Source organism: Microbulbifer echini (genome assembly GCF_041447225.1).
GTDB classification, from domain to species: Bacteria; Pseudomonadota; Gammaproteobacteria; order Pseudomonadales; family Cellvibrionaceae; genus Microbulbifer; species Microbulbifer echini.
The window spans coordinates 43,994-68,233 of record NZ_JBGMEL010000012.1 but is presented as its reverse complement, the minus strand read 5'-3'; the positions used below and the strand labels follow the sequence as shown (position 1 = coordinate 68,233).

Here is a 24,240-nt window from a genome sequence, read left to right as displayed (position 1 = left end):
TCAAAACTCATATTGTGCACGGAGATAGTAGAGCGCACCATTAAAGCCCATGGGTGCAGTCTCTGGGTATTCAGCGCCTGCAACACCGGACCAGGGGTTTTTGTCTGGGTAGTTATTAAACAGGTTCTCAGCCCCAGCGATCAGTGACAAGGAATCACTAAAGTCGTAAGCCCCTTCAATGTCCACTGTCCACTCATCACCAGCATCGATAGGCAAGCTGTAATCGTCCAGGTGCGCTTCCCAGTAACTACCGTAATAGTTCAGACGCACTAACCCGCGCCAGCCATCACCGGCATGGGAGACCGTGGCATTGCCGCGAATATTGGGAAGACCATCCTCCAGTTGTTGATGACGCATATCATCCATGGTGTCTGGATTAAAGTCCGTAACCTCGGTATCTGTCCAGTTGGCAGCGAAACTCAGGTCTGTAGCATCACCCAATGGATAGGTTGCGACCAAATCGATTCCTTGAGTTTTAGTGTCGAAATCATTGGTGTAGAACCGGAAGTACGACAGAGAATCCGCCCCACTGATACCATCAGCCACCAACTGCGCGCGCTCGGCATCACTCAGTAGCTGATCCGCTGACTGGGTAATTCGATCGCTTACCGCAATCTGGAAGTAGTCGAGGGTAATATCCCAATCTCCAGCAGCAATGATGGCACCAATAGTAAAGCTTTCTGACTCTTCAGGCTGTAATTGCTTACCACCTTTCAACTGGGCAATTGGGTTAGTTGGTGGGATAGTACCGAGATTTTCCAGCTGACCATTGGTAAAGGCTGTCGTCACATTACTAATATTTGACTGAGCTGGCGTGGGTGCGCGGAAACCTGTGCTGATTGTGGAGCGCAGAGCCAACCTATCGTTTACTACATAGTGACCCGATAACTTAAAGTTAGAGGTATCACCAAAATCGGAGAAGTCTTCCCAACGAATTGCTGCACCCAAGCGCAAATTATCGGTCGCTTCCAACTCAAAATCGGTATAGAGGGCAATATTATCGCGATCAAAAGTACCGACGACTTCCGGTCCAAATCCCGCGAAACCATTAGAGCCAATAATAAAGCCCTGCTCAGTCAAAGGCCCAAGCGTCCAGGAGGCCTCATCCCCCATATTGATTTCGAACTCTTCCTCTCGCCACTCGAAACCACCGGCCATATACAATGTCTTGCCGGAAATCTCAGTAGCCTTGGTCAGGTCAATATTAAAATTGGTTTCGGTTTGCGCATAACCACCAGGACTAAAGCTGGTAGGCGTATTCGGGCCCATAGTGGCATTTACAGTATTGTAGATATGGAAATCTACCTTGTTCTGCCCTCTACTGGCGCTCACATCGTAGCCAATACCATTGGAAAGCTCACCACGCAAACCGAAAAATAGGGAGTAGTCTTCCAGATCACCACCAAAGCGAGGGGTAAAGCCGCCGGGAAACATTTCGGTGAAGGAGAAACACTCATCGAGATCGCGAGCTTCTGAGACACTGACGTTCTTGCAATTATCAATACCATTACTGGGATCTAAATCACCAATCAGGGGGTAGATCAGTTTTTTATCCTTAACCCCATCTCCATTTGAATCATACTTCTCCTCATAGGTAAAGACCCCTGCCCTATCTTCAGGGTTACGGAAATAGAATCCCCCATCGGTAGAGCGGCTGGCATAGTTACCAAAAGCATATAGCTCAAGGGCATCGCTCAGTTCAATGGCACTGTTGACAAAGAACTTGGTGTCATCATTCACTTCCGGCTGACCCCAAACTTGAGCGGGACTGGCAATAGAGCTATTACCATCGGCAATCAACTGCGCGGCGTCATCCCGTTGGGTACTGCGGCTGGTGGAGTCCTGTTCACGATACTCCATGCTGAAGTTGATGAAGCCGGAATCGGTCAGCGGCAGGCCAAAGTTGGCGGCAACCATACTCTGGTCACCATCGCCCTCGGCAGTGGTGGCATGCTTCACTTCGACAGTGCCACCCTCGGCGGCATCTTTGAGCTGGAAGTTAATGACACCGGCGATCGCATCGGAGCCGTACTGTGCTGCGGCGCCATCGCGAAGGACTTCAACCTGCTTCAACGCTATCGCTGGGATAGCGGAAATATCCGGCCCCTGGGCACCATCCGAAACACCACTACCCAGGAAAGAGATCACTGAAGCACGGTGACGGCGCTTGCCGTTTACCAGAACCAGAGTGCTATCAGGTGGCAGGCCACGTAGGTTCGCCGGGCGCACAATCGATGCTGCATCCGAAATCGGTTTAGCATTCACATTGTAGGAAGGCACGACATTGCGCAGCAAATTGTTGAGATCACCATCGCCCTGATTGACAAATTCGTCACCGGTAACAATGTCGATCGGCGCTGAGGAGTCTGTAGCAGAGCGCCCTTCGACACGGGTACCGATGGTGATGACTTCCTCCAGAAGTGCATCCTCAGCAACCGCAGGGCTGGATACAGCGGCAATGGTCATCGCCAATAGCGATGGAGCGCCACAGGCCGCGAGCCAGCGCTTCTTATTTTCTGTCATGAAATAGCTACCCTGTTGATTATTGGTTTTATCTTCAAAGCCAAATAGACCAAGTTCTATCAGTGTGGAAAACCTATGTAACACACACAAGTACCCACCCAATAATTGATCGTTATAGTTCGAATAATTCACTCTTTGAGTTGAAGAATTCGAATGAAGATTATCCTCGTTCACAATCACTGCAAGAAGCGTGACACAGGTAGAAAATGCCACTAAAAATGAAAAATTAAAATACCTAAATAACAGATATTGATAATTTAAATCATGTCTAACTAGAAAATAATGCCATTTGTGACACTAAGGCAACTTGGACCAAACCAGAAAAAAAGTGAATAGAGAGGAAGGAAGCCGGAATAAATATAACTCAATAAATCCGGCTATATAATGAATACTAACTGAAGTTTCACTCAAAATAAAACAGTTCATCCTAAATAAGCGGCATTATAGAAAGGAGCCTCTACCAGCTAATTTTGAACCTCATCCACATTGCACAATGAGGATCAAGTAGAAAACGTCTGACTGTCGCTAAGCGCATATTCCACAGCTTTACTCGCATGTATTTGGGTTGTATCCAGAAGTGGAACCGTCACATTGTCTTGAGAAACCAACAAACCAATCTCTGTGCACCCCAAGATTACCGCCTCTGCTCCTTGTGCTGAAAGTCGATCAATAACCTGTAAATACAACTCCCTGGATGAATCCAGCAATACCCCCTTACATAACTCCTCAAAGATTATTTTATGAACAGCGGCCCTATCAGGGGAATCGGGCACGATAACGGTTACCCCATATTTATCCTGTATGTACTCCCGATAGAAGTCTTGTTCCATTGTGAAAGCGGTTCCCAATAAGCCAACTTTAGTAATTTTTTTATTTAACAAAATTTCTGCTACAGCGTCGGCGATATGTAGGAGAGGGATATCTACTGACATAACTACTGATTTAGCCACTTTATGCATAGTATTTGTGCAGATGAGAATACAGTCCGCACCGGCCGATTCCAGGCACCTGGCCGCCTCAGCCAGAAGCTGCCCAGCCTCTTGCCAGTCGCCATTTTTCTGCAGCTTTTCCACACGGGCAAAGTCTACACTGTATAAAATAATCTCTGCAGAATGGAGACCACCGAGATAGCGATTAACTCCCTGGTTAATCAACTTATAATAAAGTTGTGTACTCTCCCAACTCATCCCCCCCAATAATCCCACCTTTTTCATGGATCCCTCACATGACTTCAAAAAATGAGCACTTAAGCTATGTCAATTTATGGAGGGATACAACCTTCCTTAAACGATCGACAATCGAGAGCATATGCTTACTCAATCGATTCAGTGGAATCTAGGGCCATACAGGATGCAATCAGATTTTTTTTACTAAAGTTATAGCCTGAAAGGAGCGCCATCATATTCTCTCTACCGAGCAGACGACGAGTAATTTCCTTAAGGGAAATTCCCTGCCTCCCTAACTCCTGAGCGGAGCTGGATAAATTAAGTAGGTAATCGTACTTATCCTGAAGCCGCTTTTTTCCATTCTCCACCATGCCCCGGTGTGGACAAAGGATAAGTTCAAAATCATACTCAAGTACCCTACGTATACTCTGCATTAAGATTGGAATACTCTCATCTTTACGCAGCATTTTCAGATGGCTGGCAACATAGAGATCTGCTGTAAAAATCCAACCTCTGTTCTCCATTAAGTAACAGGTCATATCTTTAGCATGCCCTGGAGCAGAAATGGCGATCACTTTTTCACCGGCAATACGTAAATCCTTGGGTAATACCGCAGCTTCGGCCAGACCCGCCGCACCCCATATCAAGCGCTGCAATGGCGATATATGGAAGCCCCGTTTAAGAATTTCAACTGTTGCTTTCGGGGCCCGGGGTTGAATACCCGTTAACTTATAAATGGAACCGGCATTACCACTATGGTCTTCATGGTGATGCGTCAGTAAAAGCTGCTTAAAGGGCTTATTTCTTACAAACCACTTGATGTATTTCCACTGATTACTAGGACCGGTATCAACAATAGTGTCTTTTAAACGATAAACAATAAATGTAGTGTTGATTCCAAAATCAAACCTACCAACCCTCTGCGCATCGAGATCTTTATAGTCAAATGAGTCAATGACCGACACACATCCTCCAACACTTAAAATCGAATAATCAATAAGACTAAAGCTCTAAGATAGTTAGCTCCCAGGATCAGCGACCATAAATATCTGTTCATTCCGATAAATAAAGTGACATTCTCGGCATAGTACACAGAGCTTTATTAATAGGGTAGGTCGAAAGGTCTATAACTGGCGCCGACAACATTCGTACCCAAGGTCAAGCAACCTGAAAACTTCCAGCTCAATGAATACTCTATTCTGTCAACTCCAGGCGCATTTTTAACCCAATTTTAGACGTGGCACCACTCGTAACCCATGCGACCCTTCCATCGCTGCCGACAATAATCATTGTTGGTGTGACTCTAACTCCCCAAAGTCCACTGATTCTACTCTGGGGATCATTAATGGTTGGGAACTTCAAATTATGCTTTTGCATATACTCCTTCACTACCCGCTCTTCTCCCGACTGCATAGCGACTCCTATTACCTGATAATCCCGTGCCAGCTCAGATATTTTAGGTGATACTATCCGGCAGTAAGGACACCAGGACCCCCAAAAATATATAAGGACAGGTCCCTGTTTAATCATCTGCTTAAGATCCAGAAAATTGCCATTTAATGTATGGCCTTTTAACCCTGGAGCCTTTTCTTTTGGAACATCCCGTTGCTGATAATAGGCGACCGATGCCATCACCATAATAGCCAGCATAGTAAATACCAATATTTTTACTGACATCCGATACCAGTGGATTTGCACCACTAACACCTCCTCCCTTTATATTGCATTTAACCCTGAAAATCTTATCAAAAATAGTATCCCTGCAAGCTTTTCATTACCGAACCCCTACTCTTTCTTTGGCGCATTTCTACCATCAAATAAATCAGCTATCATGTATTCCTGTAATATCTGCGGCAATATTTCCGGATCTTTGGCTCCACCAGGATACCAGGCATAAACCGGTATTGAATTTCTCCCCAAGGCGGCTAGAGACTCGGTAATTTGTGGGTCGTCACGAGTCCAATCGGCTCGCAAGAGCAAAACGTTATTATCTTTAAAGAGCTGTAAAACGGTTTCCTTATCCAGTACTCGCCGCTTATTTACCTGGCAGGTAACACACCAAGCCGCTGTATAGTCGATAAAAACAGAGCGTTTTTCCTTTTGCGCTTGTTTGAGTAATGCCGGATCATACTTCTGCCAGCCGATAGAGGCCGATATAGTTTGCTGTTCATTTCTTTCTAAGATCAAAAATCCAGCAGGTAGGCTAAGTAACAAGAGCGCCCATGAAATGGCCCTAACAAAACCTGTGTAATTACGGATCATCCAGAGTGCGACGGTTACCAGCAGTACCATGGAGGTGCCCAGCAGCCAACCCTCTTCCCCTTCCATGCGCCCAAAAATCCAAAGAAGCCAAATGACTGTGGCGTAGAGGGGAAATGCCAATAGTTGGCGAAGTTTGTCCATCCATGGTCCTGGTGATGGGAGCCGATCCAGGAGAGGGGGACTTGCGCAAAGAATAACAAATGGGGCCGCCAAACCTAGCCCCATGCAAATAAAAATAAGTATTGCCTCTATGGGGGGCAATACAGTTGCACTGCCAAGAGCGACCCCCATAAATGGCCCGGTACAGGGCGCCGCAACGAACACCGCTAGCGCTCCGGTGCCGAAGGTTCCTCCTCGACTAAGGCCGGCTACTTTTACCAGGTGATTACCAAATTCAAAGACACCGTGAAAAGACATGGCCATCACCCAGAACAATACAATCAGACTCATTACCACTGCGGGTGACTGCAATTGAAACCCCCAGCCAATAGAGGCCCCTCCCGCACGCAGGATTAAGAGTATTAAACCTAGGAGCGTAAAGGTAAAAATAACTCCAGAGGCATATAACATCCCTTCACGCAGTCGCGTTCCGGTATTCCCCCCCTCGCCGATCAGTCCTAGCAACTTGATAGAGAGTACAGGGAAAACACAAGGCATCAGATTTAAAAGCACGCCTCCAGCGAATGCCGTAAGAATAATTAACCACAATGGCCTCCACTGTGCCTCGGATAAAGGGCTTGAAAACGGTACTTGATTTAATTGCCAGGCGCGATTTCCATCACTTAATACGAAGCTAGCCGCCTTTGGTAAGGTTGAGTCCGGTAGGCGCGCAAAGACATAGATCAAAGACTTATCATCTCTTTGCAGGACCGGCTTGGCAGCCGAGAATACTTTTCCATCGACAGGAAAAACTTCCGCTGGCTTATCTAACTCTACAGACTCGATGAACAACCGGATGCGTTTGTTTCCTTGAGCTGCCAGATTGCCAAGCCTCCAGGGACTACTTTCTTCCGAGGATGGCACTCGTTGCGCAAAATAATTCCGTACCTTCAAGTCTTCGGGAGACCATTCAGACTGACCTCCTACAGGGCGCGCCAATGTCATTGACCCAAAACCAGGTATGCATTCGATTTTGCACACCAACCATTCAATATCAACGCTCAGTAAGACTTGTTCCCTACCCGGCTTGGGCGTCAAATCAAACAGATAAGCTACATTTCCCTCATAACCCAAATTAGTGAGGTGCTCTATTTTAATTCGAGTGGGGAAGGGCCACTCTATTGGCCCAGCGCTTGCCCCCACTTCCTCAATTACAAACTGGGGTGCCGCACCCGAATCGCCTGGGTTTCGCCAATATACATGCCACCCTGACTCTAAGATAAAATAGAGGCCAATTTTTTCAGTAGATTCTCGTGCAAAACTGGAAGGCGCCAACCAGCGTATCTGCATATGATCGGCAGTTACCACCTCCTGTGCATAAGTGAAGGAGGTCCAGTAAAAAGCCAACAATGTAAAGGCTATCTTCAAGAAAAACTTGATGTTATACACATGATTTTCCTTGAGGCTGAAGAACCTTTGCGCAATTTCGAGATACCTAGAACCTCCTGCGATGCCTAAACGCTGTAAACCAAGAATTTATTACCAGGGAGATATCAACACTATACTCCGAGATAACCACTTTAGATCATTAATATATAATCAAATATTATCTTCCGTATGCCCACGCTGACACTTAAAGATGGACGCCATCTCCGATACGACATCTACGGCGATCCCACTGGATTTCCGGTGATATTTAATCATGGCTTCTCTGATTCAAGATTAATACGAAATCCCGACAACACACTCACTACGGCTCTTGGCGTTAAAATGATAGCTGCCGATCAACCCGGAGTCGGCGGTTCATCCCCAAAAAGGGGGCGAAAAATGGTTGACTGGGGTAAGGATATGGAAGAATTAGCAAATCACCTAGCGCTGGATTATTTCTCTTTGCTAGGACACTCTGGCGGAGCACCCCACGCGCTTTCTGTGGCTTACCATTTGCCTGATAGAGTTCATAAGATATCCCTTGCTTCCCCTGTTGCTCCATTGGGCAAAGCGGGAGTTGCCGCTTTATTGAAGAACCGCGATCTAAAACTGATAGCAAGACTGCACAGAATTCCCTTTCTGATCAATTGGATTTGTAAAGTAGCCTCCAAAAGCGCCAGAAATGATATTAATCGCTTTATTCAGCAAACTGCGCGTGAAGATCCCTCGGATGCCGCTACTCTATTGGGAGACCCCAGTTTCACAGCAATGTTCAAAGCATCTTTCAGCACCGGCATGAACCAAAAGGGAGAAGGACTTTACGAGATGATTATGGCGCTTTGGGATTGGGGTTTTGAGCCTAACGCCATCCAGATTCCGGTTGAAATTTTTTTTGGAGATGCTGACGATATCCTTGATTATAAAATGCCCCTGCATCTTGCCAAGATGCTCCCACTCTGTACTACACATACTTGGCCTAAAGCCGGCCACTATGGATTCCTAAATCGGGATAACTGGTCCGAGCTACTAAGCTCAGTAATATAAGAGTTACTTCTGGATCCATCTCTCCCCTCTAGCCCCAGCATACCTAATATTCAGCTGAGACTGGTTGCCCCACGCTGATGGGCACCAAATTAGAAAGAAAGTCATCAGTGGCTATATCCCAGGAAAATGTTTTTGCTCGAGCAATGCAGTCATCCGAGTTGTACAAAAGAGCTCGCTGAATAGCTACGGCTAAATTCTTATCCATAGCGCCTACAGGGGCATCACCAATAATATCCCTAGGCCCCGTTACGGGATAGGCGGCTATAGGTAGCCCACAAGCAAGCGCTTCTAAATTCACCAAACCGAAAGTATCGGTTAATGATGGAAAAACAAATACATCAGCTCCGCTATAGCACTCGGTCAGCGCCTTACCCTCTTTGACACCAAGGTAAATCACCTCTGGAAATTTATTCTTCAGATCACCCAACTGAGGTCCATCGCCAACAATTACTTTGGTGCCAGGAGTATTGATCGATAAAAATCTATCCAGAGATTTTTCTACAGCAACGCGACCAACGTTCAACATGATCGGTCTAGGCAAACCGGAAAAAACATCTGTTTTAATAGGATGAAATTTATCTAACTCGACCCCTCGCCGCCAACGAACAACCCTTTCAATACCGAGAGCTCTTGCTTCATTCTCCATACTCTTTGTTGTCACCATGGTTTGAGATGCAGCCTGATGAAACTTAACCAATAGCTTGTGCAACCAATTGACCGGGATTTTATAGCGAAGGGAAGCATACTCCGACAACCTGGAAAGCCAGGAGGTGGTGAATTTCAACTCCCGCTTTTTACAATAGCCTTGCATTGCAAAGCCAATAGGCCCCTCTGTCATAATATGAATCGCATCTGGGGCAAAATCATCAACAATACGTGTGAGCCGTGATCCTGGAAATATGGCAACACGAATCTCTCGATAGCCCGGCAAGGGAATAGAGAAAAATTCATCTACTGATACAAGTTTAACCTGGTGCCCCCGCACAGCTAGTTCTTTCATCGTTTTCTCAAGAACCCTTGACACACCATTCAGCTGCTTTGGATAGGTATCTGTAGCAATCAATATCTTCATACCTGGAAATCTCTATCCACTTAGATAAAATGACAATTCAATCTAACACCTCTAATCCAAAACCTGAGGTCAGTTAACACCTACCATTCTGAAAGACACGGAATTTTATCCTGATCACATCGACTGGAATATTTCCTTGCGACCTGCTCTACCTCTGTCATAAGCTCTTTATTTAGTGTTGTCGGTTTTAAGCCCATCTCCAGCAACTGATCATTAATTACCAGTAGATCATTCTCAGCGGACTCCTTTCTTGGATTATCCAGATAAGCAATACCTACACCGGTTTTCTCTGCGATCAATTGAGCTAAGTCCCTGACCCGGTGAATCTCTGTCATCTGATTTAATATTTTTACTCGGTCTTTCTTTTCTGGTGGATGTTCAATCGCTAACTGAATACAGCGGCACGTATCCTGTATATGGATAAAAGCACGTTTCTGACCACCTGTTCCATGTACCGTAAGCGGATAATTAATGGCCGCCTGCATGAGAAAGCGATTCAATACGGTACCGTAGTCACCATCGTAATCAAATCGATTGATTAGATACTCATCTCTCCGGGTTTGTGGTGTTTGAGTACCCCAAACAATTCCCTGATGTAAATCCGTGATACGCAGTTCATCATTTTTATTATAAAAAGAAAAAAGTAACTGATCCTGAGCTTTGGTCATGTGATAGATAGAGCCAGGATTAGAGGGATACAGTATTTCTCCATCAGTAACTTTTCCACCCTCTTCAACCTGTACTTTAAGGTAGCCTTCCGGAATTTTTATACCCGCTGTACCGTATCCATAGACACCCATTGTGCCTAAATGAACAAGATGTATGTCCAATTTACTTTCGACAATCGCCGCAAGAATATCGTTTGTTGCACTTAGGTTTTTATTAACAGTCAAACGCCTGTGGCCGGATGACTTCATAGAATAAGGCGCTGATCGCTGTTCAGCGAAATGTACTATAGCCTCTGGTTTTTCCGTAATCAGTAATTCTAAAAGCCTGCGATACTCTTTACCAATTGAGATAGTAATATGCCGAATCTTATTGCCCGACACGTCCCGCCAAACTTTAAGTCGCTCACCGAGAGGCCGAATAGGTGTCAGCGATTCAACCTCCAACTCTATATCTGTTTTTCTTCTGGAAAAGTCATCGACAATAATTACTTCATATCCCGCTTCAGAAAGATGGAGAGATGTCGGCCACCCACAGAATCCGTCCCCACCAAGAACTAGTACCTTTCTCACCCTAACCTCTTCCCTTTGACAAGAAATGACTTTATACCCGGAGTGGGCCCCAACACCTAACCAGCCCCAGATAATCCCCAGATACTCGATACGGCTTTATATCAATAATTGACCTGGCCTCCGGCTATCACCGTAAGTAGGGATTTATGACCTGATCTCCCCTACTGTTACGGCTTCCAATCCAAGAGCAAAATCCATTCGCCTATTGGTGACTCTCATTGACTGCCTTTGCACCGGTTTACCCCGCCAAACATGACAGCTAAATCTAATAGAACTATCTCACTCTTTGCCGTGTGAAATATATGGCGACAAAGAATGAAATTGCGCCAATGAAAGGAATATGACGCCAATTTTTTATTTTCCATTAACTGACAAAGGATTAAGCCCGACATTCTGAAAATGAACGCCACGCATTTCGGCGGTATACGCCAATGGGGGCGCTATTCGATAACGTAACCTCTATTAAAGACAGGCAATCATTTTTGATTATGGCAATTGATATAACAATAGTTACACAACCACTCTACCGCCTGAACCATTAGTCCCCAGGCAAGCTCTCCTTTGGGAAGGCTCCCGATAAGCGGAACAACCTTGCAAACTAATTTTGGGAAACTTGCTCCAGGATTTTTAACACAAATTAATCTCCACTTGGATAAGAGACTCATTGCTGATGGGGCAGCCTCGAGGCAGCTTTACCAGACCTCCCTGTCACCGAAAAACAACTTTTTTATTTTCTTCAAAATTGGGAACTCCAAATACAGATACGACAACTAAGACATGTAAGAAAAATACAACAGGTCTGTGCAAGTGCGCAGAGGGTTATGGGCAAAAATAAATAATCGGGGTCGTTCGCGGGGCATTAGCCCTAGCATAGTGCAGTCGCCACCTGAAAAGGGCGCCCTCACTAAATCTCCCATTTTTTGTGCCTAACAACACTTTCGAATAAACCGTTAGTGTCGTGCAGGGATGCATTTTAACTTTATCGAGATGCTCCTTGTGAGATTAAAGAGGTTTACACTTTCCGCCTCTTTAGCATTTTTTCCTGCGACTGGCTGGGCAGCTACAGGAAGAATTTTTATGCTGACTACCTGGGCATCTCAATAAGAATTCTACTCCATATGTATCTATTGAGTACCGGGAGATATCGCTGATGATTTCCAAAAGACACCTATTGCCTATTTCCCTGGCAATATCTGCCCTAACATTTACCGCACCGCCGACATTTGCGGATTTTGGTTCCAAACACGATAAACACAGGGTGCCTAAAAGTGCGAGAAAAGGCCCGCGACCGCAAAGACAGCAACCTTTTGATTTCAGTGCCATCTTTAACACCGTACAGATTCTCGAGGCTGGCGCGGTAGAAATTCATCTCGGTGGCCACATAGATCAGGCTGAGCTGGAGGCCATGGACCCTATCGAAGCCTATGTGCACGCCTTTGAGGAAGGTGATGAATTGTTTGAAATGAACTACAACGCCCTAGATGGCGTGGGAGTGAATGTCGGCAACGGCAAACGCTTTACCAGCTTCCCGCGCCCTGACCTCAGGGGCCCAAAAGCCTGGGCTAACATCCTACCGCACCGGGCAACCGGCCCCAATGGTGACTCCTGTATCAGTTGCCACAATGTTCCTGTCGCCGATGGTGGCGGTGGCGTGAGTGACAATGTGATCCGTATGGATCCGGAGCGCAAACAGAAGGGCTTCATTGAGCGGAATTCCCCCCACCTGTTTGGTATGGGCGCGGTACAGTTGGTCGCCGAAGAAATGACTACAGAGCTGCACTCTTTAAGAGACCAAGCCGTGGCAGACAGCTGTACCTCTGGCAATGACGCCACTGTGGAAATGGTGGCTAAAGGGGTAAACTTTGGTGAAATCGCCGTCTCCTGTGAAGAGGTTAACTATGACAACCTCGTCGGCATCAACACAGACCTCGTTGTACGCCCCTTTGAGTGGAAGGGCTTAACCGGCTTTGTGCGCGCTTTTGTACGGGGTGCCGCACACCAGGAACTTGGCATGCAAGCCACCGAGCTAGTGGGCGATGCCGACAGTGATTTCGATTCTATTACCAATGAGCTGAGCATTGGGGATATCACTGCACTGGCGATCTATAACGCAGCCCAACCGCGCCCTGTCACTAAGCTGGAACTCAACACTGTTGTCAATACCCTCAACGAAGAAGAACAAGCGACCTACGGACTCCCACTCAGCGAGGCAGATATCGCCAGCATTCAAAATGGTGAAGAAGTTTTCAATTCTATTGACTGCGCCTCCTGCCACTCCCCGGAAATGGAAGTAGCCTCTCCGGTTTTCTACGAACCGTCAAAGCACGCCAGTTATCGTGACGAAACTTATCCCGCCGGGAATATCGCCGGGCTGCCCAGCACCTCCCTGCAGTTCAACCTGCTTACCGATATTCTCGATAACCCCCAGGAACTACCCTCTGGTCAAACGCTGGGACAATTTGAAGAAACCGAAAGTGGTGGGGCAATCGTACGCCTCTATGGAGACCTAAAACGCCACGATATGGGCAGATTTCTCGCCGAGGAGTTTGATGAAGGGAACGTGGGAGCCTCTGTCTTTCTCACCGAAAACCTTTGGGGGGTAGGTTCTACTGCGCCCTACCTACACGATGGCCGCGCCACCACCATGACAGAAGCCATCCTGTATCACGGCGGTGATGCACGATCCAGTAAGGAGCAGTTTGAAGCCCTTAGCGATGCGGACAAAGCCGATCTCTTAAGTTTCCTGGATAACCTGGTGCTCTACCTGGCTCCAGAATAAGTCACAAAAAATCCGCTCTGCAAGCGGGGCAGGCCAGCTGGCCTGCCCCGCTTATTTGTATCGACGCTGACTTTACTTCGGCCCCGCAAACCTTAGCACCTGCCTATAAGTTGTGGCGGCAATGCCACTCCTCCAGCGACTCATCTGGATAGCCATCGAACAACTTATCCCCTGCTCGAATATCCGGCTCCACCCATTCTTTGGCAAAGGCCAGCAATAGATGAGTTCGCTCGGGGGGGACGGGTAAGGCGGTATCGATTGCAGAGGCCAATGGGTGCACCAACTCGGGCCAGCGCGGGTCCCACAGCCAGAGGGCACTGCCACATTTTGAACAAAAATGGCGTCGTGCCGGACTGGTGTGAATGCCGTCTGAGGCATTTTCAAGCCGAGCCTGATAGACCGATATATACTCTTCTCCCCTCACCGTCATCGATTGGTAATCCCCGCCAAGGTTTACCGCATAACCGCCGCCCCCGGCGGTCTTACGGCAAATCGAACAGTAACAGCGGCAAAAGGGATAAGGCTGTCGGCACTCAAGACTAAAGCGCACCGCCTGACAGTGACAGGAACCATTGAGTTTCACGGTCAAATCTCCCGGTTCAAAGACCTTCCTGTATTTAGGCTAGACTGGTTAGCGGTCCCATAATCAAGGTTTATGCCGCCATGCCTATCGATAAAACCGTCAGACACGATAAATGGGAAGCTCAAGAGTATGTAAAGTCCTCCACCATGCAATGGCGCCAGGCTATGGAGGCCATTCAGCGCTGTAACTATCAAGATGCATCAATGATTCTCGATGTGGGTTGTGGCGATGGTAAAATCACCCGTTACCTGGCCGAACGCCTCAACAATGGCAGGATTATCGGTGTAGATCTCACTGAGGATATGATTCGCTACGCACGCACTGCTCACGACGGGCTACTCAATCTATCCTTTGAGCAGATGAGTGCCGATGACATTCAGTTTGACGAGCCATTCGATATTATTTTTTCTTTCAGCTGCTTACACTGGGTGGCTGACCAGAAAAAAGTCTGGGATGGTTTCTACAAGCACTTAAAAAAAGGTGGCCAGGTTGTGGCCGGCTTTCAGGTTGATCATGAACATTTCTGGGATACAGTGTACGAATTCCAAAACAGTCAACAGTGGCAACCTTATTTTGAGAATTTTTCCGATCCCTACAACCACTATACACTCAGCGAAATACGTAATGTTATTGAGGAGGCCGGTTTTTACCTCCCCAGAATTGATGAAATCCACCATGTGGAAAACTTTGGCACCCGAGAAACACTCACCACATTCTTCTTATCTTGGGTGCCTCAATTTCGGCATCTGCACAAGCCACAAAGACAGGAGTTTTCCCAGCAGGTGATGGATGCCTACTATCAAAAAATTCATCCGCAGATGCGCGAACAGGCGGGAGTACGAATTAAGCGATTTATTATTAAAGCCGATGCATAAAATACTTTAGCTCGTTCCCGCAAAGATATTGATATTCAGCATATATAAAAAAACCTACATATATTTGACACTGTCAATGATTGCTTGCGCATCTAATTGATCAACATTGCCGATCAGATAGGCAAAACCAGGCACATCAGGGCAGGATATATTTTACTTTTATTATCTATAGCCCACCGGGCAGGAAAGTTAGAAACGGGCCATTGTATTTAAGTCCACCTTCAAACACGAGGCAATCAGATTTCTCTTGCAGAAATTATAACCAGTCATAATACTGAGCAGCCCCTCTTTTCCTAATAAACGGAAAGTAATCTGGTCTAATGGTAGGCCCTGCTTTTCAAACTCTTGGGCGTCTGCGGAAAGGCTCAAAATATATTCATACTTTTTATTCAATTGCTGCCAACCATCTTCCACAACCCCCCGGTGTGGGCAGAGAATAACGTCGAAGGGGTGTTCCAGCACACTCTTAATACTGTTTAGTAATGTGGGAATATTTTCATCGATGCGCAAAAACTTTAGGTAATTGGCAATAAACAGATCTGCGCTGAATAGCCAACCTCGTTCCGGTAAAAGGTAGCAGGTCATGTCTTTGGCATGTCCGGGGCTAAACAGGGGCTCCACTTTATCTGGGCCAATGCTTATATCTCTAGGCAAAAGCGCAACGTCGGCTTTTCCGGCGCTACCCCAGAAGAGTTTTTGCATCGGGGGAATGCGGAAACCTCTTTTTAATATATCTATCGTCAACTCTGGAGCATAAGCCTGTACACCGGTGATTTTTTGAATCGCGCCAGCGTTTCCGCTGTGATCCTCGTGGTGGTGGGTAAGCAGCAACTGCCTAAGAGGCGCACTTTGAATAAATGGCTTGACATATTTCCATTGGTTACTGGGGCCAGTATCGATAACCGTACCTTTGAGCCTATAGACAATAAATGTGGTATTGACCCCCAGATTAAAGCGCCCAACCCGCAGCGCATCGAGATCCTGGTAGCGAAAAGATTCACGTACAGACATGGGGTACCCTCTAAATCAGTGGACGCTATTCTTATGCGATTACAGAGCGGATGGTATTGCAATTCCCTTGAAATTGAGTGACATATTAATACTCCACCTCGTTTGATGTGGGCTTTGAGCCTTTGTGAATTAATTCCTGCTAGCTATATGCCCAAACAGTCTGATTATTATTTATTCCACCTAAAAACAATTCCCATACATTCACTATTGATATGCATGACATGGAGTAAAAGCAACCTACAATAGGCAATGGTCTTTATACAGCAATTAAGCAGAGGTACCCCATTAAACTTCTCATCAGTCAGATTTCAGCTTCATGAAAAGTACCTTTAAGCAAATGGGAAATTATTTAGCCCACTTAGATCGAAGTCTACTTAAGTGGGCTCATCAACACGACTTTAGAAATCCCCAACTTATAAAACTACTAATCCGAATTGGAGATGCACCTTTCTGGATACTTTCAGTAGTTTTTTTTGCCGCCGCCGGTGAGCTGTTTGGCAATATGCGCCTGGAAAACATCTCCATCCTGTTAATGTTTGCCCTGATTGTCAGCAATATTATATTTAATCCAATAAAAATTCACTTTAAAAGGTTACGTCCTTACGCCAACAAGGACCTGCAAAAAAAACTCGGCATTCAAATCACCAACAGAGATCTGAGTACCGGCTCTAAAGAGTCAGAAAGCTTTCCCTCCGGCCATGTACTATGGACATCAGTCAGCGTAATTGTTATCTGCAGCCAATTAGGCTGGGTGTCGGTGCTAGTATTGGGCTGGCTAATTCCTGCAATACTATTTCTACGTCCTTATCTGGGTGTTCATCACCCCAGCGATGCTTTGGCCGGCCTTCTTTTAGGTATAGCTGTCAGTGCACTAACCATCTATCTGTCTCCTTCATTAATTAACCTATTACGGTATGTGAAAGAGCACTATTTACTGATCTATGTCTACTGGTTGTGTATCACTGTATTTCTATTCATTGGCTTTAAACTTTGGTCACGCAGAGTCTGATGCTCGTTAGCCTCAACTTATTGACAGCACGTCTAAAGAAACTACTTCTATTTCGTTCTCTGTATAACGCCAACACAAATTGAAACCGCACAGTGCCATACCATAAATACGCTGTGGATCGTTTTTCTGATAGGCAGGCCTGGGGTCCTGAGCTAGTACCTGCTCAATTAACCTCGGCAGATTGGTACCCCAGTCATCTTTATAAGCTTTGGCTTGGTGAAGAATCGCTTCTGGGATATTTACTGCGGTTAATGTGGGGGCGGCATCAGCAAAAGCACTTTCCGCATGGTGCAGGGCATCGGCGTAAGGCACGTAGGGCTTGATATCCAACACCGGTGTGCCATCTACCAGATCGGCACCACCCACGATCAACTCTACTTTTGGAGAGATGCGCACCTCCAGTAGACGAACTACTGAGAGGCCTATGTTATTTGGACGAAAAGGGGAGCGTGTGGCGAGAACGCCAAGTTTTTTGTTGCCGCCGAGGCGCGGGGGGCGCACCTTGGCGGACCACTGCCCAGCGGCTTGGTGAAATTGGAAAACCACCCAAATATGGCTGTTTTCCTCAAGGCCGGCAACTGCTTCCGCGATATTCAGCGGAGGCAGCAGTTCGATACAGGCGCGACTGGCATCGGCAAGCTGGGGCTGCCGGGGAACGCCAAATTTTTCACCAAAACAAGAGTGCACGCGCGCAATAGGCTCAACAACCATAAAACTTCCAGGCAAGCAGTAATGAGCCGGGCATTTTAAACCAGTTACCGGGGTTTACTGATCAATACCACCAAGACACAGATATTTTATTTCCAGGTAATCCTCTATACCGTATTTAGAGCCTTCTCGCCCTTGGCCGGACGCCTTCACACCACCGAATGGAGCCATTTCATTAGAAATAATCCCCTCGTTTACGCCCACCATGCCGTACTCCAGTGCCTCAGACACCCGGCAAATTCGCCCAATATCGCGCGAGTAAAAATAAGACGCGAGACCGAACTCAGTATCATTGGCCATGCGGATTACGTCTTCTTCAGTCGAGAATTTGAACAAAGGCGCAACCGGACCAAAAATTTCTTCTTTAAACAACTGCATTTTTTCATTGGCATCGCCCAGCACCATAGGCGCATAGAACTGTTCACCCAGTGAAGCTGGGCCGCCGGCAACCAAAGTCTTAGCGCCTTTTTGTAAGGCGTCTTCTACCAAGCTCTCGACTTTTTGTACCGCTTTGACAGTAATCATAGGCCCGATATCTGTGCCATCGGTAAAACCATTACCCATGGTGAGCTTATTCACCGCCTGGATAAACTTCTCTGCAAATGCTTCATAGACCCCTGCCTGAACAAAAATACGGTTTGCGCACACACAGGTTTGTCCGGCATTGCGATATTTACAGATGATGGCGCCTTTCACCGCCTCATCCAGATCCGCATCATCAAAGACAATAAACGGCGCATTACCGCCCAACTCCATGGAGGTTTTCTTCATGGTTTCGGCACATTGTGCCTGCAGCTGCTTGCCTACCCCCGTGGAACCAGTAAAAGTGAACTTGCGTACCAGGGGATTCCTGGTCATCTCGATACCGATATCTTTGGCAGACTCTCCTGCCACAATATTGAAAATACCGGAGGGAATACCCGCTTCTTCCGCCAACACCGCCAACGCCAGGGCTGACAGCGGTGTCTCATGAGCCGGCTTGGCGATAAACGGGCAACCGGCAGCTAGTGCCGGAGCCACTTTGCGGGCAATCATGGCATTGGGGAAATTCCACGGAGTGATTGAGCAGGTGACTCCCACCGGCTGCTTGATCACCACGATACGGCGGTCGTTGGCAGGTGGGGCTATGACGTCCCCGTAAGCGCGCTTGGCCTCTTCGGCAAACCACTCGATATAGTTGGCACCATAGACAATCTCAGTACGCGATTCGGATAGTGGCTTGCCCTGTTCCGCGGTGAGAATTTTAGCCAGGTCTTCGGTATTGTCGATAATCAGGTTGTACCAGCGCCGCAGCAACTTGGCCCGTTCCTTGACCGGAGTCGCGGCCCAGGCGGGCCAGGCAGCATTGGCCGCCTCGATAGCACGGCGGGTTTCCTCGGCACCGAGGTTAGCTACGCTGGCAACCACCTTGCCGGTAGCGGGGTCGGTAACATCGAAAGTGTTGCCGGAATCAGCATCGATCCACTGGCCATTAATATAAGACTGGGTGCGCAGCAGCGCGGGGTTATTCAGCTCCAGCATCGCCATCTCCTTATGGTCTCTTCCCTGATCCCGGTCAACACCGCGATCAACCGCTAAGGATAGTAACCCGTAATGTGCCCCCCGCAGTGCAACACTAGGGGGGGATTGACGACACTATGACTGACTGACGTTTACAGCATTATTTTTTCTTTTTCACAAACTTCATCAAACGACGCTTTTTGGCCTTTTGTCGGTCGGTCAGTTTATTTTTATTGCCCGCATAGGGGTTACTTCCGGTGCGGAACTCGATTTTCACCGGCGTGCCATGCAGATCCAGGGCCTTGCGGAAAGTCTTTTCCAGGTAGCGCACATAGTGCGCCGGCACCTGCTCGGTCTGGTTTCCGTGGATCACGATCACTGGCGGATTCTGACCCCCAGCGTGCGCATAGCGCAGCTTAATACGGTGTCCGTGCACCAAAGGTGGTTGGTGCTCACTAACCGCCCATTGCAGGATACGTGTGAGGTGGTTGGTGGAAAGCTTGTCCGTAGCGCTCTGGTAGGCGGCCTCGATAGACTCGTACAGGTGTCCGACACCGGTACCGTGCAGCGCGGAAATAAAGTGCACATCGGCAAATTCAACAAAGCGCAGGCGGCGCTCCAATTCCGCTTTCACATAGTCGCGGTGATCGGCCTCCAAGCCATCCCACTTGTTCAGGGCCACCACCAAAGCGCGTCCGGCCTGAATCACACTGCCCATCAGGTGCATATCCTGATCCACCAGGCCTTCGCCGGCATCGACCACCAAAACCACTACATTGGCGTCTTCCACCGCCTGAAGGGTTTTGACGATAGAGAACTTCTCGACGGTCTCTTTGATATTCTTGCGGCGGCGAATACCCGCGGTATCGATCAGCGTGTAGGGCTTCTCGTCTCGCTCGTAATTGATATAGACACTGTCGCGAGTGGTGCCCGGCTGGTCGTAAACCACCACGCGGTCCTCGCCGAGCAGACGGTTAACCAGGGTGGATTTACCCACATTGGGGCGCCCGACAATGGCGATTTTAATACCGGTGGCCTCTTCGGCCTCCTCTTCCACTGCCGGTTCAGGCAGATCCTCCACCACACGCTGCATCAGGCTGCGTACACCGCGGCCGTGAGTGGCCGTGGTTGGGAATAGTTCGCCAATACCCAGTTCATAGAAGGGCGCAAGGGCAATATCCGGGTTGACCCCATCGACCTTGTTGGCAACCAGGAGGGTCGGCTTAGAGCGGGTGCGCAACCGCTCGGCAATCATTTGATCCGCTGGTGTCAGGCCATCGCGGCTATCCACCAGGAACAGGACGATATCGGCCTCTTCAATGGCCTGCATGGATTGCTGCGCCATGGCCGCATCGATACCCTCTTCACCGCCGGAAATACCGCCGGTGTCGACGAGGAGTAGCTTGTGCCCATCGACTTCGGCCTCGCCGTATTTGCGATCGCGGGTCAAACCGGCGTAGTTGGCCACCAAGGCGTCGCGGCTCTTGGTAAGACGATTGAACAGTGTGGATTTGCCCACGTTGGGGCGCCCGACCAGGGCGATAACTGGCAGCATAGAATTCTGGCTTTAGCCTAATAAATAAATACAAACGCCCGCACGGGGCGGGCGATTTCAATTCGCCTGCAGTGCAGGCTCCTTTTGCGGGCCTCAGCCCGGTGGCGGACTCACGCCCGCCAAGTCAATACTGTGCGATTAACTCTGTGCGAGGCGCAGGGCAACCAGTTTACCGTCGTCCGAGAGGACAAACAGCAGGTCGCCATCCACCAGCATGGGGATTCGAATCGCGTCGCCATCGACCTCTTCACGGCCGATGAACTGGCCGGAGTTGGGATCGAGAACATGTAGGTAACCTTCGAGGTCGCCGACAACAACAACATCCTGAAAGTAAGCCGGGCCGCTCAACTCACGCCGCAACAGTTCGTTGTTGCTCCAAGTAATCTGGCCCGCGCCCACATTGTAAGCGTACACACTGCCTGAGGCTCCGCTCAGGAAGACGTGACCACCACCGACAGCCAACCCGTGGTGCGTAGAGGCATCGCGCGCCCAGAGACCACGTCCGTTTTCCTTGGATAGAGCGACAACGCGCCCCTGGTAACTGGCAGCAAATACCAGGTCACCGCGTACTACCGGCGATCCATCAATATCCACAACCCGCTCCAGCTCGGCGGAACCCTGGGGAATGGCGACACGTTGCTCCCAGCGGGGAATACCGTCGCGCGCATCCAGGGCAACCAATTTGCCGTTGTCGAGACCGGCGATCACCAGGCCACCGCTGATTACGGGCGCCGCGGTGCCGCGCAGGGTAAGAACCGGCAAGGTGGTGTTGTGACTCCACAACTCCTCACCATTGCTCGCATCGAGCCCTACCAGCTTGCCGTCAACGGTTTGCAAAACGACAACACCGGAGCCAACCGCAGGGGCGGAGACCACTTCACCAGATACCTGATATTTCCACAGCTCTGCGCCGTTGTTCAGGTCCAGAGCCACAGCGCGACCGCGGTAGTCCACCACCACGGCAAGGCCCAGGCCGACACCAACGCCACCGCTCAACTCAATATCCAGGTCGGTTTCCCAGTGAGGTCTACCACTACTGCGATCGAAAGCGGTGATCTCACCATCGCTGCTAGCGGCTACCAACTTGCCATCGGCCAGTCCGGGCTGCAGCATGGCGTAGCGTTTCTCATCGATACTGCCCACATCAGCGGACCAGACTTCGCGTAGCTCAACACTGGTGGTGATATCCGCCAGTTCCACCGGCTCAACATCTTCCTTGCTCTCATTGGAGGCGCAGGCACCCAGGGCTACCGCCAGGGCAACCGCGGCCGTGCGCCCCGCTGCGCGATTCAGAAATCCCATCACTCGTCTCCCTCAGGTGCTGGTTCGCTTTGCTTCTGTTCCTGCTCATCACCACTGGCTACGGCCAGACTATCAACTTTGAGCCGCAGCAGCTGAGTACTACCCGCCTGCTCTGGCAGTAGCTCAGAGAGCGCCTGCTCATAGGCGCTGCGCGCACCGGCGTCATCGCCTTTCTGCCTGAGAATATCGCCGCGAGTCTCGGAGTATAGGGCGGCAAAAGCCGGAGGCACGCTGCCCCCGATCATTTTTAACGCTTCATCCGGGTTGCCGCGCGCGGCAATCACGGTGGCTAGGCGGCGCTTGGCCAGCAGCTCCAGGGCGCTTTCCTTGGTATTATCGAGTACCCACTCCAGCTGCGCTTGTGCCGCCTCCAGATCATTGTTGTCGGCGGCGATGGCAGCCAGGCGCAGGGAAGCCTGACTGGCATAAATGCGGCGGCCAAATTCATTTTTCAGCTGCTCGGCGAGGGATTTCGCGGTGGTCAGCTGCTTGTTGTCCGGCTGACCATTGTTGGCGGAAACCGCTTCGATAAAGCCCTGGTAGAGGTCGGAAGCCGCCTCTGCCTTGGCGCGCTGGTCGCCCTGCCACCACTGGTAGCCAAAATAGCCAACCAGAGCCAGGACCACACCGGTAACGATGCCTCTGCCGTTTTCCGCCCACCAGCGCTTCAGCGTTTCTATTTGTTCTTGTTCGGTAAGATGCTCAGACATTGGGTAAATCGCCTTTCCTGTGGTTTTCTAACTTTCCCGGCGGGGGGATCTCCGCCACCCTGAGTATTTGAATCAGCCCTGCAGCAATGCCGCCAGCTCTGTCAGTGCGAGAGTCTGCTGCTGTTGGTCGGAACGCAGATACTTCACGGTTATCTGACCGTTTGCAGCCTCATCTTCGCCAATAATCAGTGCGTAATCGGCACCGCTTTTATCGGCTTTCTTCATTTGGCTCTTAAAGCTCCCACCACCACAGTGCGCCTGCAGGCGCAGCCAGGGCAGATCGTCGCGCAATTGCTCTGCAGCGGCCAAGGCGGCTGATTGTACATCACCCACAGCCACCAGGTAGGCATCTACCTGTTGCACCAAGCTCTCGGGCAGCACATTCAGGGTCTCCAGCATCAGAACCAGGCGTTCGGCACCGAGGCCAAAGCCCACCGCTGGCGTGGGTTTACCCCCCATCTGTTCCACCAAACCATCATAGCGGCCGCCGGCACAGACGGTACCCTGGGCACCGAGGCTGTCTGTAACCCATTCGAAAACGGTTTTGCCGTAGTAGTCGAGACCGCGCACCAACTTGGAATTGATCTCGTACTTCACTCCCGCCGCATCCAGCAACGCGCGCAGCTGGGTGAAATGGGCGGCGGATTCCTCGTCGAGGAAGTCCAGTAGACAGGGCGCATCAGCAAGCAGTTCCTGGGTTTGCGCATTTTTACTATCGAGAATCCGCAGGGGATTGCGCTCCAGACGGCGCTGACTGTCTTCATCCAGCAGCTCGCGGCGTTCGCTCAGGTAGACCACCAGGGCATCGCGGTAGGCGGCGCGGCTGTCGGAGTTACCCAGAGAGTTCAACTGCAGGATGACCTGTTCACTGATACCCAGCTGACGCCACAAACGGGCAGTCATAATCAGAATTTCCGCGTCGATATCCGGGCCTTCAATGCCGAATACTTCCACACCAAATTGGTGAAATTGGCGCAGACGCCCCTTCTGCGGGCGCTCATAGCGGAACATGGGACCGAAATACCATAGGCGCTGGGGCTGGATCAGCAGATTGCTCTGGATCGCCGCGCGCACGGTGCCGGCGGTTCCCTCGGGGCGCAGGGTGACACTGTCACCGCTCTTGTCCTCGAAGGTGTACATCTCCTTTTCGACAATATCGGTGGCCTCGCCTACCGCGCGGCTGAACAGCTGGGTCGCCTCCAGGGTAGGCGTGCGGATCTCGCTATAACCGTAGCGACCAAAGAGTTCACTCAGGGTGGCTTCCACATACTGCCAAGCCGGGGACTGTTCCGGCAGCAGGTCGTTCATGCCGCGAATTGCGCGAAGTTGTTTCAACGCTGTTCCTTAATATCTAATTTCTCAATACAACGATTCGG

General features: G+C 49.3%; 19 protein-coding genes. 4 read left to right on the top strand and 15 right to left on the bottom strand.

The window, feature by feature from the left end; all coding sequences use genetic code 11:
- The 5 genes from ACCI51_RS13000 to ACCI51_RS12980 form a co-directional block, all read right to left on the bottom strand.
- Positions 1-2,523: a TonB-dependent receptor plug domain-containing protein gene (locus ACCI51_RS13000; RefSeq protein WP_371843935.1), complete on the bottom strand. Its 2,523-nt coding sequence runs from the start codon at positions 2,521-2,523 to the stop codon at positions 1-3.
- Positions 2,524-3,023: 500 nt separating this feature from the next.
- On the bottom strand, positions 3,024-3,737 hold the full coding sequence (locus ACCI51_RS12995) for an aspartate/glutamate racemase family protein (RefSeq protein WP_371843933.1): 714 nt from the start codon (positions 3,735-3,737) through the stop codon (positions 3,024-3,026).
- A 98-nt stretch (positions 3,738-3,835) separates the two neighbouring features.
- Positions 3,836-4,654, bottom strand: coding sequence for an MBL fold metallo-hydrolase (locus ACCI51_RS12990; protein ID WP_299581801.1), 819 nt, complete (start codon positions 4,652-4,654; stop codon positions 3,836-3,838).
- A gap of 229 nt (positions 4,655-4,883) precedes the next feature.
- Positions 4,884-5,390: a protein disulfide oxidoreductase gene (locus tag ACCI51_RS12985; RefSeq protein WP_371843931.1), complete on the bottom strand. Its 507-nt coding sequence runs from the start codon at positions 5,388-5,390 to the stop codon at positions 4,884-4,886.
- A gap of 84 nt (positions 5,391-5,474) precedes the next feature.
- The gene (locus ACCI51_RS12980) at positions 5,475-7,499 is read right to left on the bottom strand and encodes a protein-disulfide reductase DsbD family protein (RefSeq protein WP_371843930.1); all 2,025 of its coding nucleotides are present in this window, start codon (positions 7,497-7,499) and stop codon (positions 5,475-5,477) included.
- Positions 7,500-7,667: 168 nt separating this feature from the next.
- On the opposite strand from ACCI51_RS12980, the gene ACCI51_RS12975 reads away from it, so the two are divergent.
- Entirely contained in the window at positions 7,668-8,522 is an 855-nt protein-coding gene (locus tag ACCI51_RS12975) for an alpha/beta fold hydrolase (protein WP_371843928.1), read from the top strand.
- 43 nt (positions 8,523-8,565) lie between these two features.
- Here the strand turns inward: ACCI51_RS12975 and ACCI51_RS12970 are convergent, their stop codons facing one another.
- Complete coding sequence (locus ACCI51_RS12970) at positions 8,566-9,594, bottom strand: glycosyltransferase family 4 protein (RefSeq protein WP_371843926.1); 1,029 nt, start codon at positions 9,592-9,594, stop codon at positions 8,566-8,568.
- A gap of 80 nt (positions 9,595-9,674) precedes the next feature.
- On the bottom strand, positions 9,675-10,832 hold the full coding sequence (locus tag ACCI51_RS12965; RefSeq protein WP_299581786.1) for an NAD-dependent epimerase/dehydratase family protein: 1,158 nt from the start codon (positions 10,830-10,832) through the stop codon (positions 9,675-9,677).
- 1,150 nt (positions 10,833-11,982) lie between these two features.
- On the opposite strand from ACCI51_RS12965, the gene ACCI51_RS12960 reads away from it, so the two are divergent.
- On the top strand, positions 11,983-13,611 hold the full coding sequence (locus tag ACCI51_RS12960; RefSeq protein ID WP_371843924.1) for a di-heme oxidoredictase family protein: 1,629 nt from the start codon (positions 11,983-11,985) through the stop codon (positions 13,609-13,611).
- Between the two features lie 103 nt (positions 13,612-13,714).
- Here the strand turns inward: ACCI51_RS12960 and ACCI51_RS12955 are convergent, their stop codons facing one another.
- On the bottom strand, positions 13,715-14,194 hold the full coding sequence (locus ACCI51_RS12955; RefSeq protein ID WP_371843922.1) for a GFA family protein: 480 nt from the start codon (positions 14,192-14,194) through the stop codon (positions 13,715-13,717).
- Positions 14,195-14,274: 80 nt separating this feature from the next.
- On the opposite strand from ACCI51_RS12955, the gene ACCI51_RS12950 reads away from it, so the two are divergent.
- Positions 14,275-15,069 (top strand): class I SAM-dependent methyltransferase, encoded by a 795-nt coding sequence (locus tag ACCI51_RS12950; RefSeq protein WP_371843920.1) that lies wholly within the window; start codon positions 14,275-14,277, stop codon positions 15,067-15,069.
- 189 nt (positions 15,070-15,258) lie between these two features.
- Here ACCI51_RS12950 and ACCI51_RS12945 read toward each other — a convergent pair whose 3' ends face one another.
- Positions 15,259-16,080: an MBL fold metallo-hydrolase gene (locus ACCI51_RS12945; RefSeq protein WP_371843919.1), complete on the bottom strand. Its 822-nt coding sequence runs from the start codon at positions 16,078-16,080 to the stop codon at positions 15,259-15,261.
- 316 nt (positions 16,081-16,396) lie between these two features.
- Here ACCI51_RS12945 and ACCI51_RS12940 point away from each other — a divergent pair, with 316 nt between their 5' ends.
- Positions 16,397-17,089: a phosphatase PAP2 family protein gene (locus tag ACCI51_RS12940; RefSeq protein ID WP_371843918.1), complete on the top strand. Its 693-nt coding sequence runs from the start codon at positions 16,397-16,399 to the stop codon at positions 17,087-17,089.
- Positions 17,090-17,101: 12 nt separating this feature from the next.
- On the opposite strand, the gene tsaA is transcribed toward ACCI51_RS12940, so the two are convergent.
- From tsaA to hisS, 6 genes are all read right to left on the bottom strand, one after another.
- Positions 17,102-17,800, bottom strand: coding sequence for a tRNA (N6-threonylcarbamoyladenosine(37)-N6)-methyltransferase TrmO (gene tsaA / locus ACCI51_RS12935; protein WP_299581768.1), 699 nt, complete (start codon positions 17,798-17,800; stop codon positions 17,102-17,104).
- 54 nt (positions 17,801-17,854) lie between these two features.
- Entirely contained in the window at positions 17,855-19,318 is a 1,464-nt protein-coding gene (locus tag ACCI51_RS12930) for an NAD-dependent succinate-semialdehyde dehydrogenase (protein ID WP_371843917.1), read from the bottom strand.
- A 139-nt stretch (positions 19,319-19,457) separates the two neighbouring features.
- On the bottom strand, positions 19,458-20,852 hold the full coding sequence (der, locus tag ACCI51_RS12925; protein ID WP_371843916.1) for a ribosome biogenesis GTPase Der: 1,395 nt from the start codon (positions 20,850-20,852) through the stop codon (positions 19,458-19,460).
- 138 nt (positions 20,853-20,990) lie between these two features.
- Positions 20,991-22,154: an outer membrane protein assembly factor BamB gene (bamB, locus tag ACCI51_RS12920; RefSeq protein ID WP_299581760.1), complete on the bottom strand. Its 1,164-nt coding sequence runs from the start codon at positions 22,152-22,154 to the stop codon at positions 20,991-20,993.
- The gene (locus tag ACCI51_RS12915) at positions 22,154-22,864 is read right to left on the bottom strand and encodes a YfgM family protein (RefSeq protein WP_299581757.1); all 711 of its coding nucleotides are present in this window, start codon (positions 22,862-22,864) and stop codon (positions 22,154-22,156) included. Before ACCI51_RS12915 ends, bamB begins: the two co-directional genes overlap by 1 nt.
- Positions 22,865-22,936: 72 nt before the next feature.
- Positions 22,937-24,199, bottom strand: a complete 1,263-nt coding sequence (gene hisS, locus ACCI51_RS12910) for a histidine--tRNA ligase (RefSeq protein ID WP_371843915.1) — start codon at positions 24,197-24,199, stop codon at positions 22,937-22,939.
- Between the last annotated feature and the right edge of the window lie 41 nt (positions 24,200-24,240).

Coding starts and splice junctions, on each gene's coding strand:
- ACCI51_RS13000 (WP_371843935.1), bottom strand. CDS start 2,523: ATGACAGAAAATAAGAAGCGCTGGCTCGCGGCCTGTGGCGCTCCATCG.
- ACCI51_RS12995 (WP_371843933.1), bottom strand. CDS start 3,737: ATGAAAAAGGTGGGATTATTGGGGGGGATGAGTTGGGAGAGTACACAA.
- ACCI51_RS12975 (WP_371843928.1), top strand. CDS start 7,668: ATGCCCACGCTGACACTTAAAGATGGACGCCATCTCCGATACGACATC.
- ACCI51_RS12970 (WP_371843926.1), bottom strand. CDS start 9,594: ATGAAGATATTGATTGCTACAGATACCTATCCAAAGCAGCTGAATGGT.
- ACCI51_RS12960 (WP_371843924.1), top strand. CDS start 11,983: ATGATTTCCAAAAGACACCTATTGCCTATTTCCCTGGCAATATCTGCC.
- ACCI51_RS12950 (WP_371843920.1), top strand. CDS start 14,275: ATGCCTATCGATAAAACCGTCAGACACGATAAATGGGAAGCTCAAGAG.
- ACCI51_RS12945 (WP_371843919.1), bottom strand. CDS start 16,080: ATGTCTGTACGTGAATCTTTTCGCTACCAGGATCTCGATGCGCTGCGG.
- ACCI51_RS12940 (WP_371843918.1), top strand. CDS start 16,397: ATGAAAAGTACCTTTAAGCAAATGGGAAATTATTTAGCCCACTTAGAT.
- tsaA (WP_299581768.1), bottom strand. CDS start 17,800: ATGGTTGTTGAGCCTATTGCGCGCGTGCACTCTTGTTTTGGTGAAAAA.
- ACCI51_RS12930 (WP_371843917.1), bottom strand. CDS start 19,318: ATGCTGGAGCTGAATAACCCCGCGCTGCTGCGCACCCAGTCTTATATT.
- der (WP_371843916.1), bottom strand. CDS start 20,852: ATGCTGCCAGTTATCGCCCTGGTCGGGCGCCCCAACGTGGGCAAATCC.
- bamB (WP_299581760.1), bottom strand. CDS start 22,154: ATGGGATTTCTGAATCGCGCAGCGGGGCGCACGGCCGCGGTTGCCCTG.
- ACCI51_RS12915 (WP_299581757.1), bottom strand. CDS start 22,864: ATGTCTGAGCATCTTACCGAACAAGAACAAATAGAAACGCTGAAGCGC.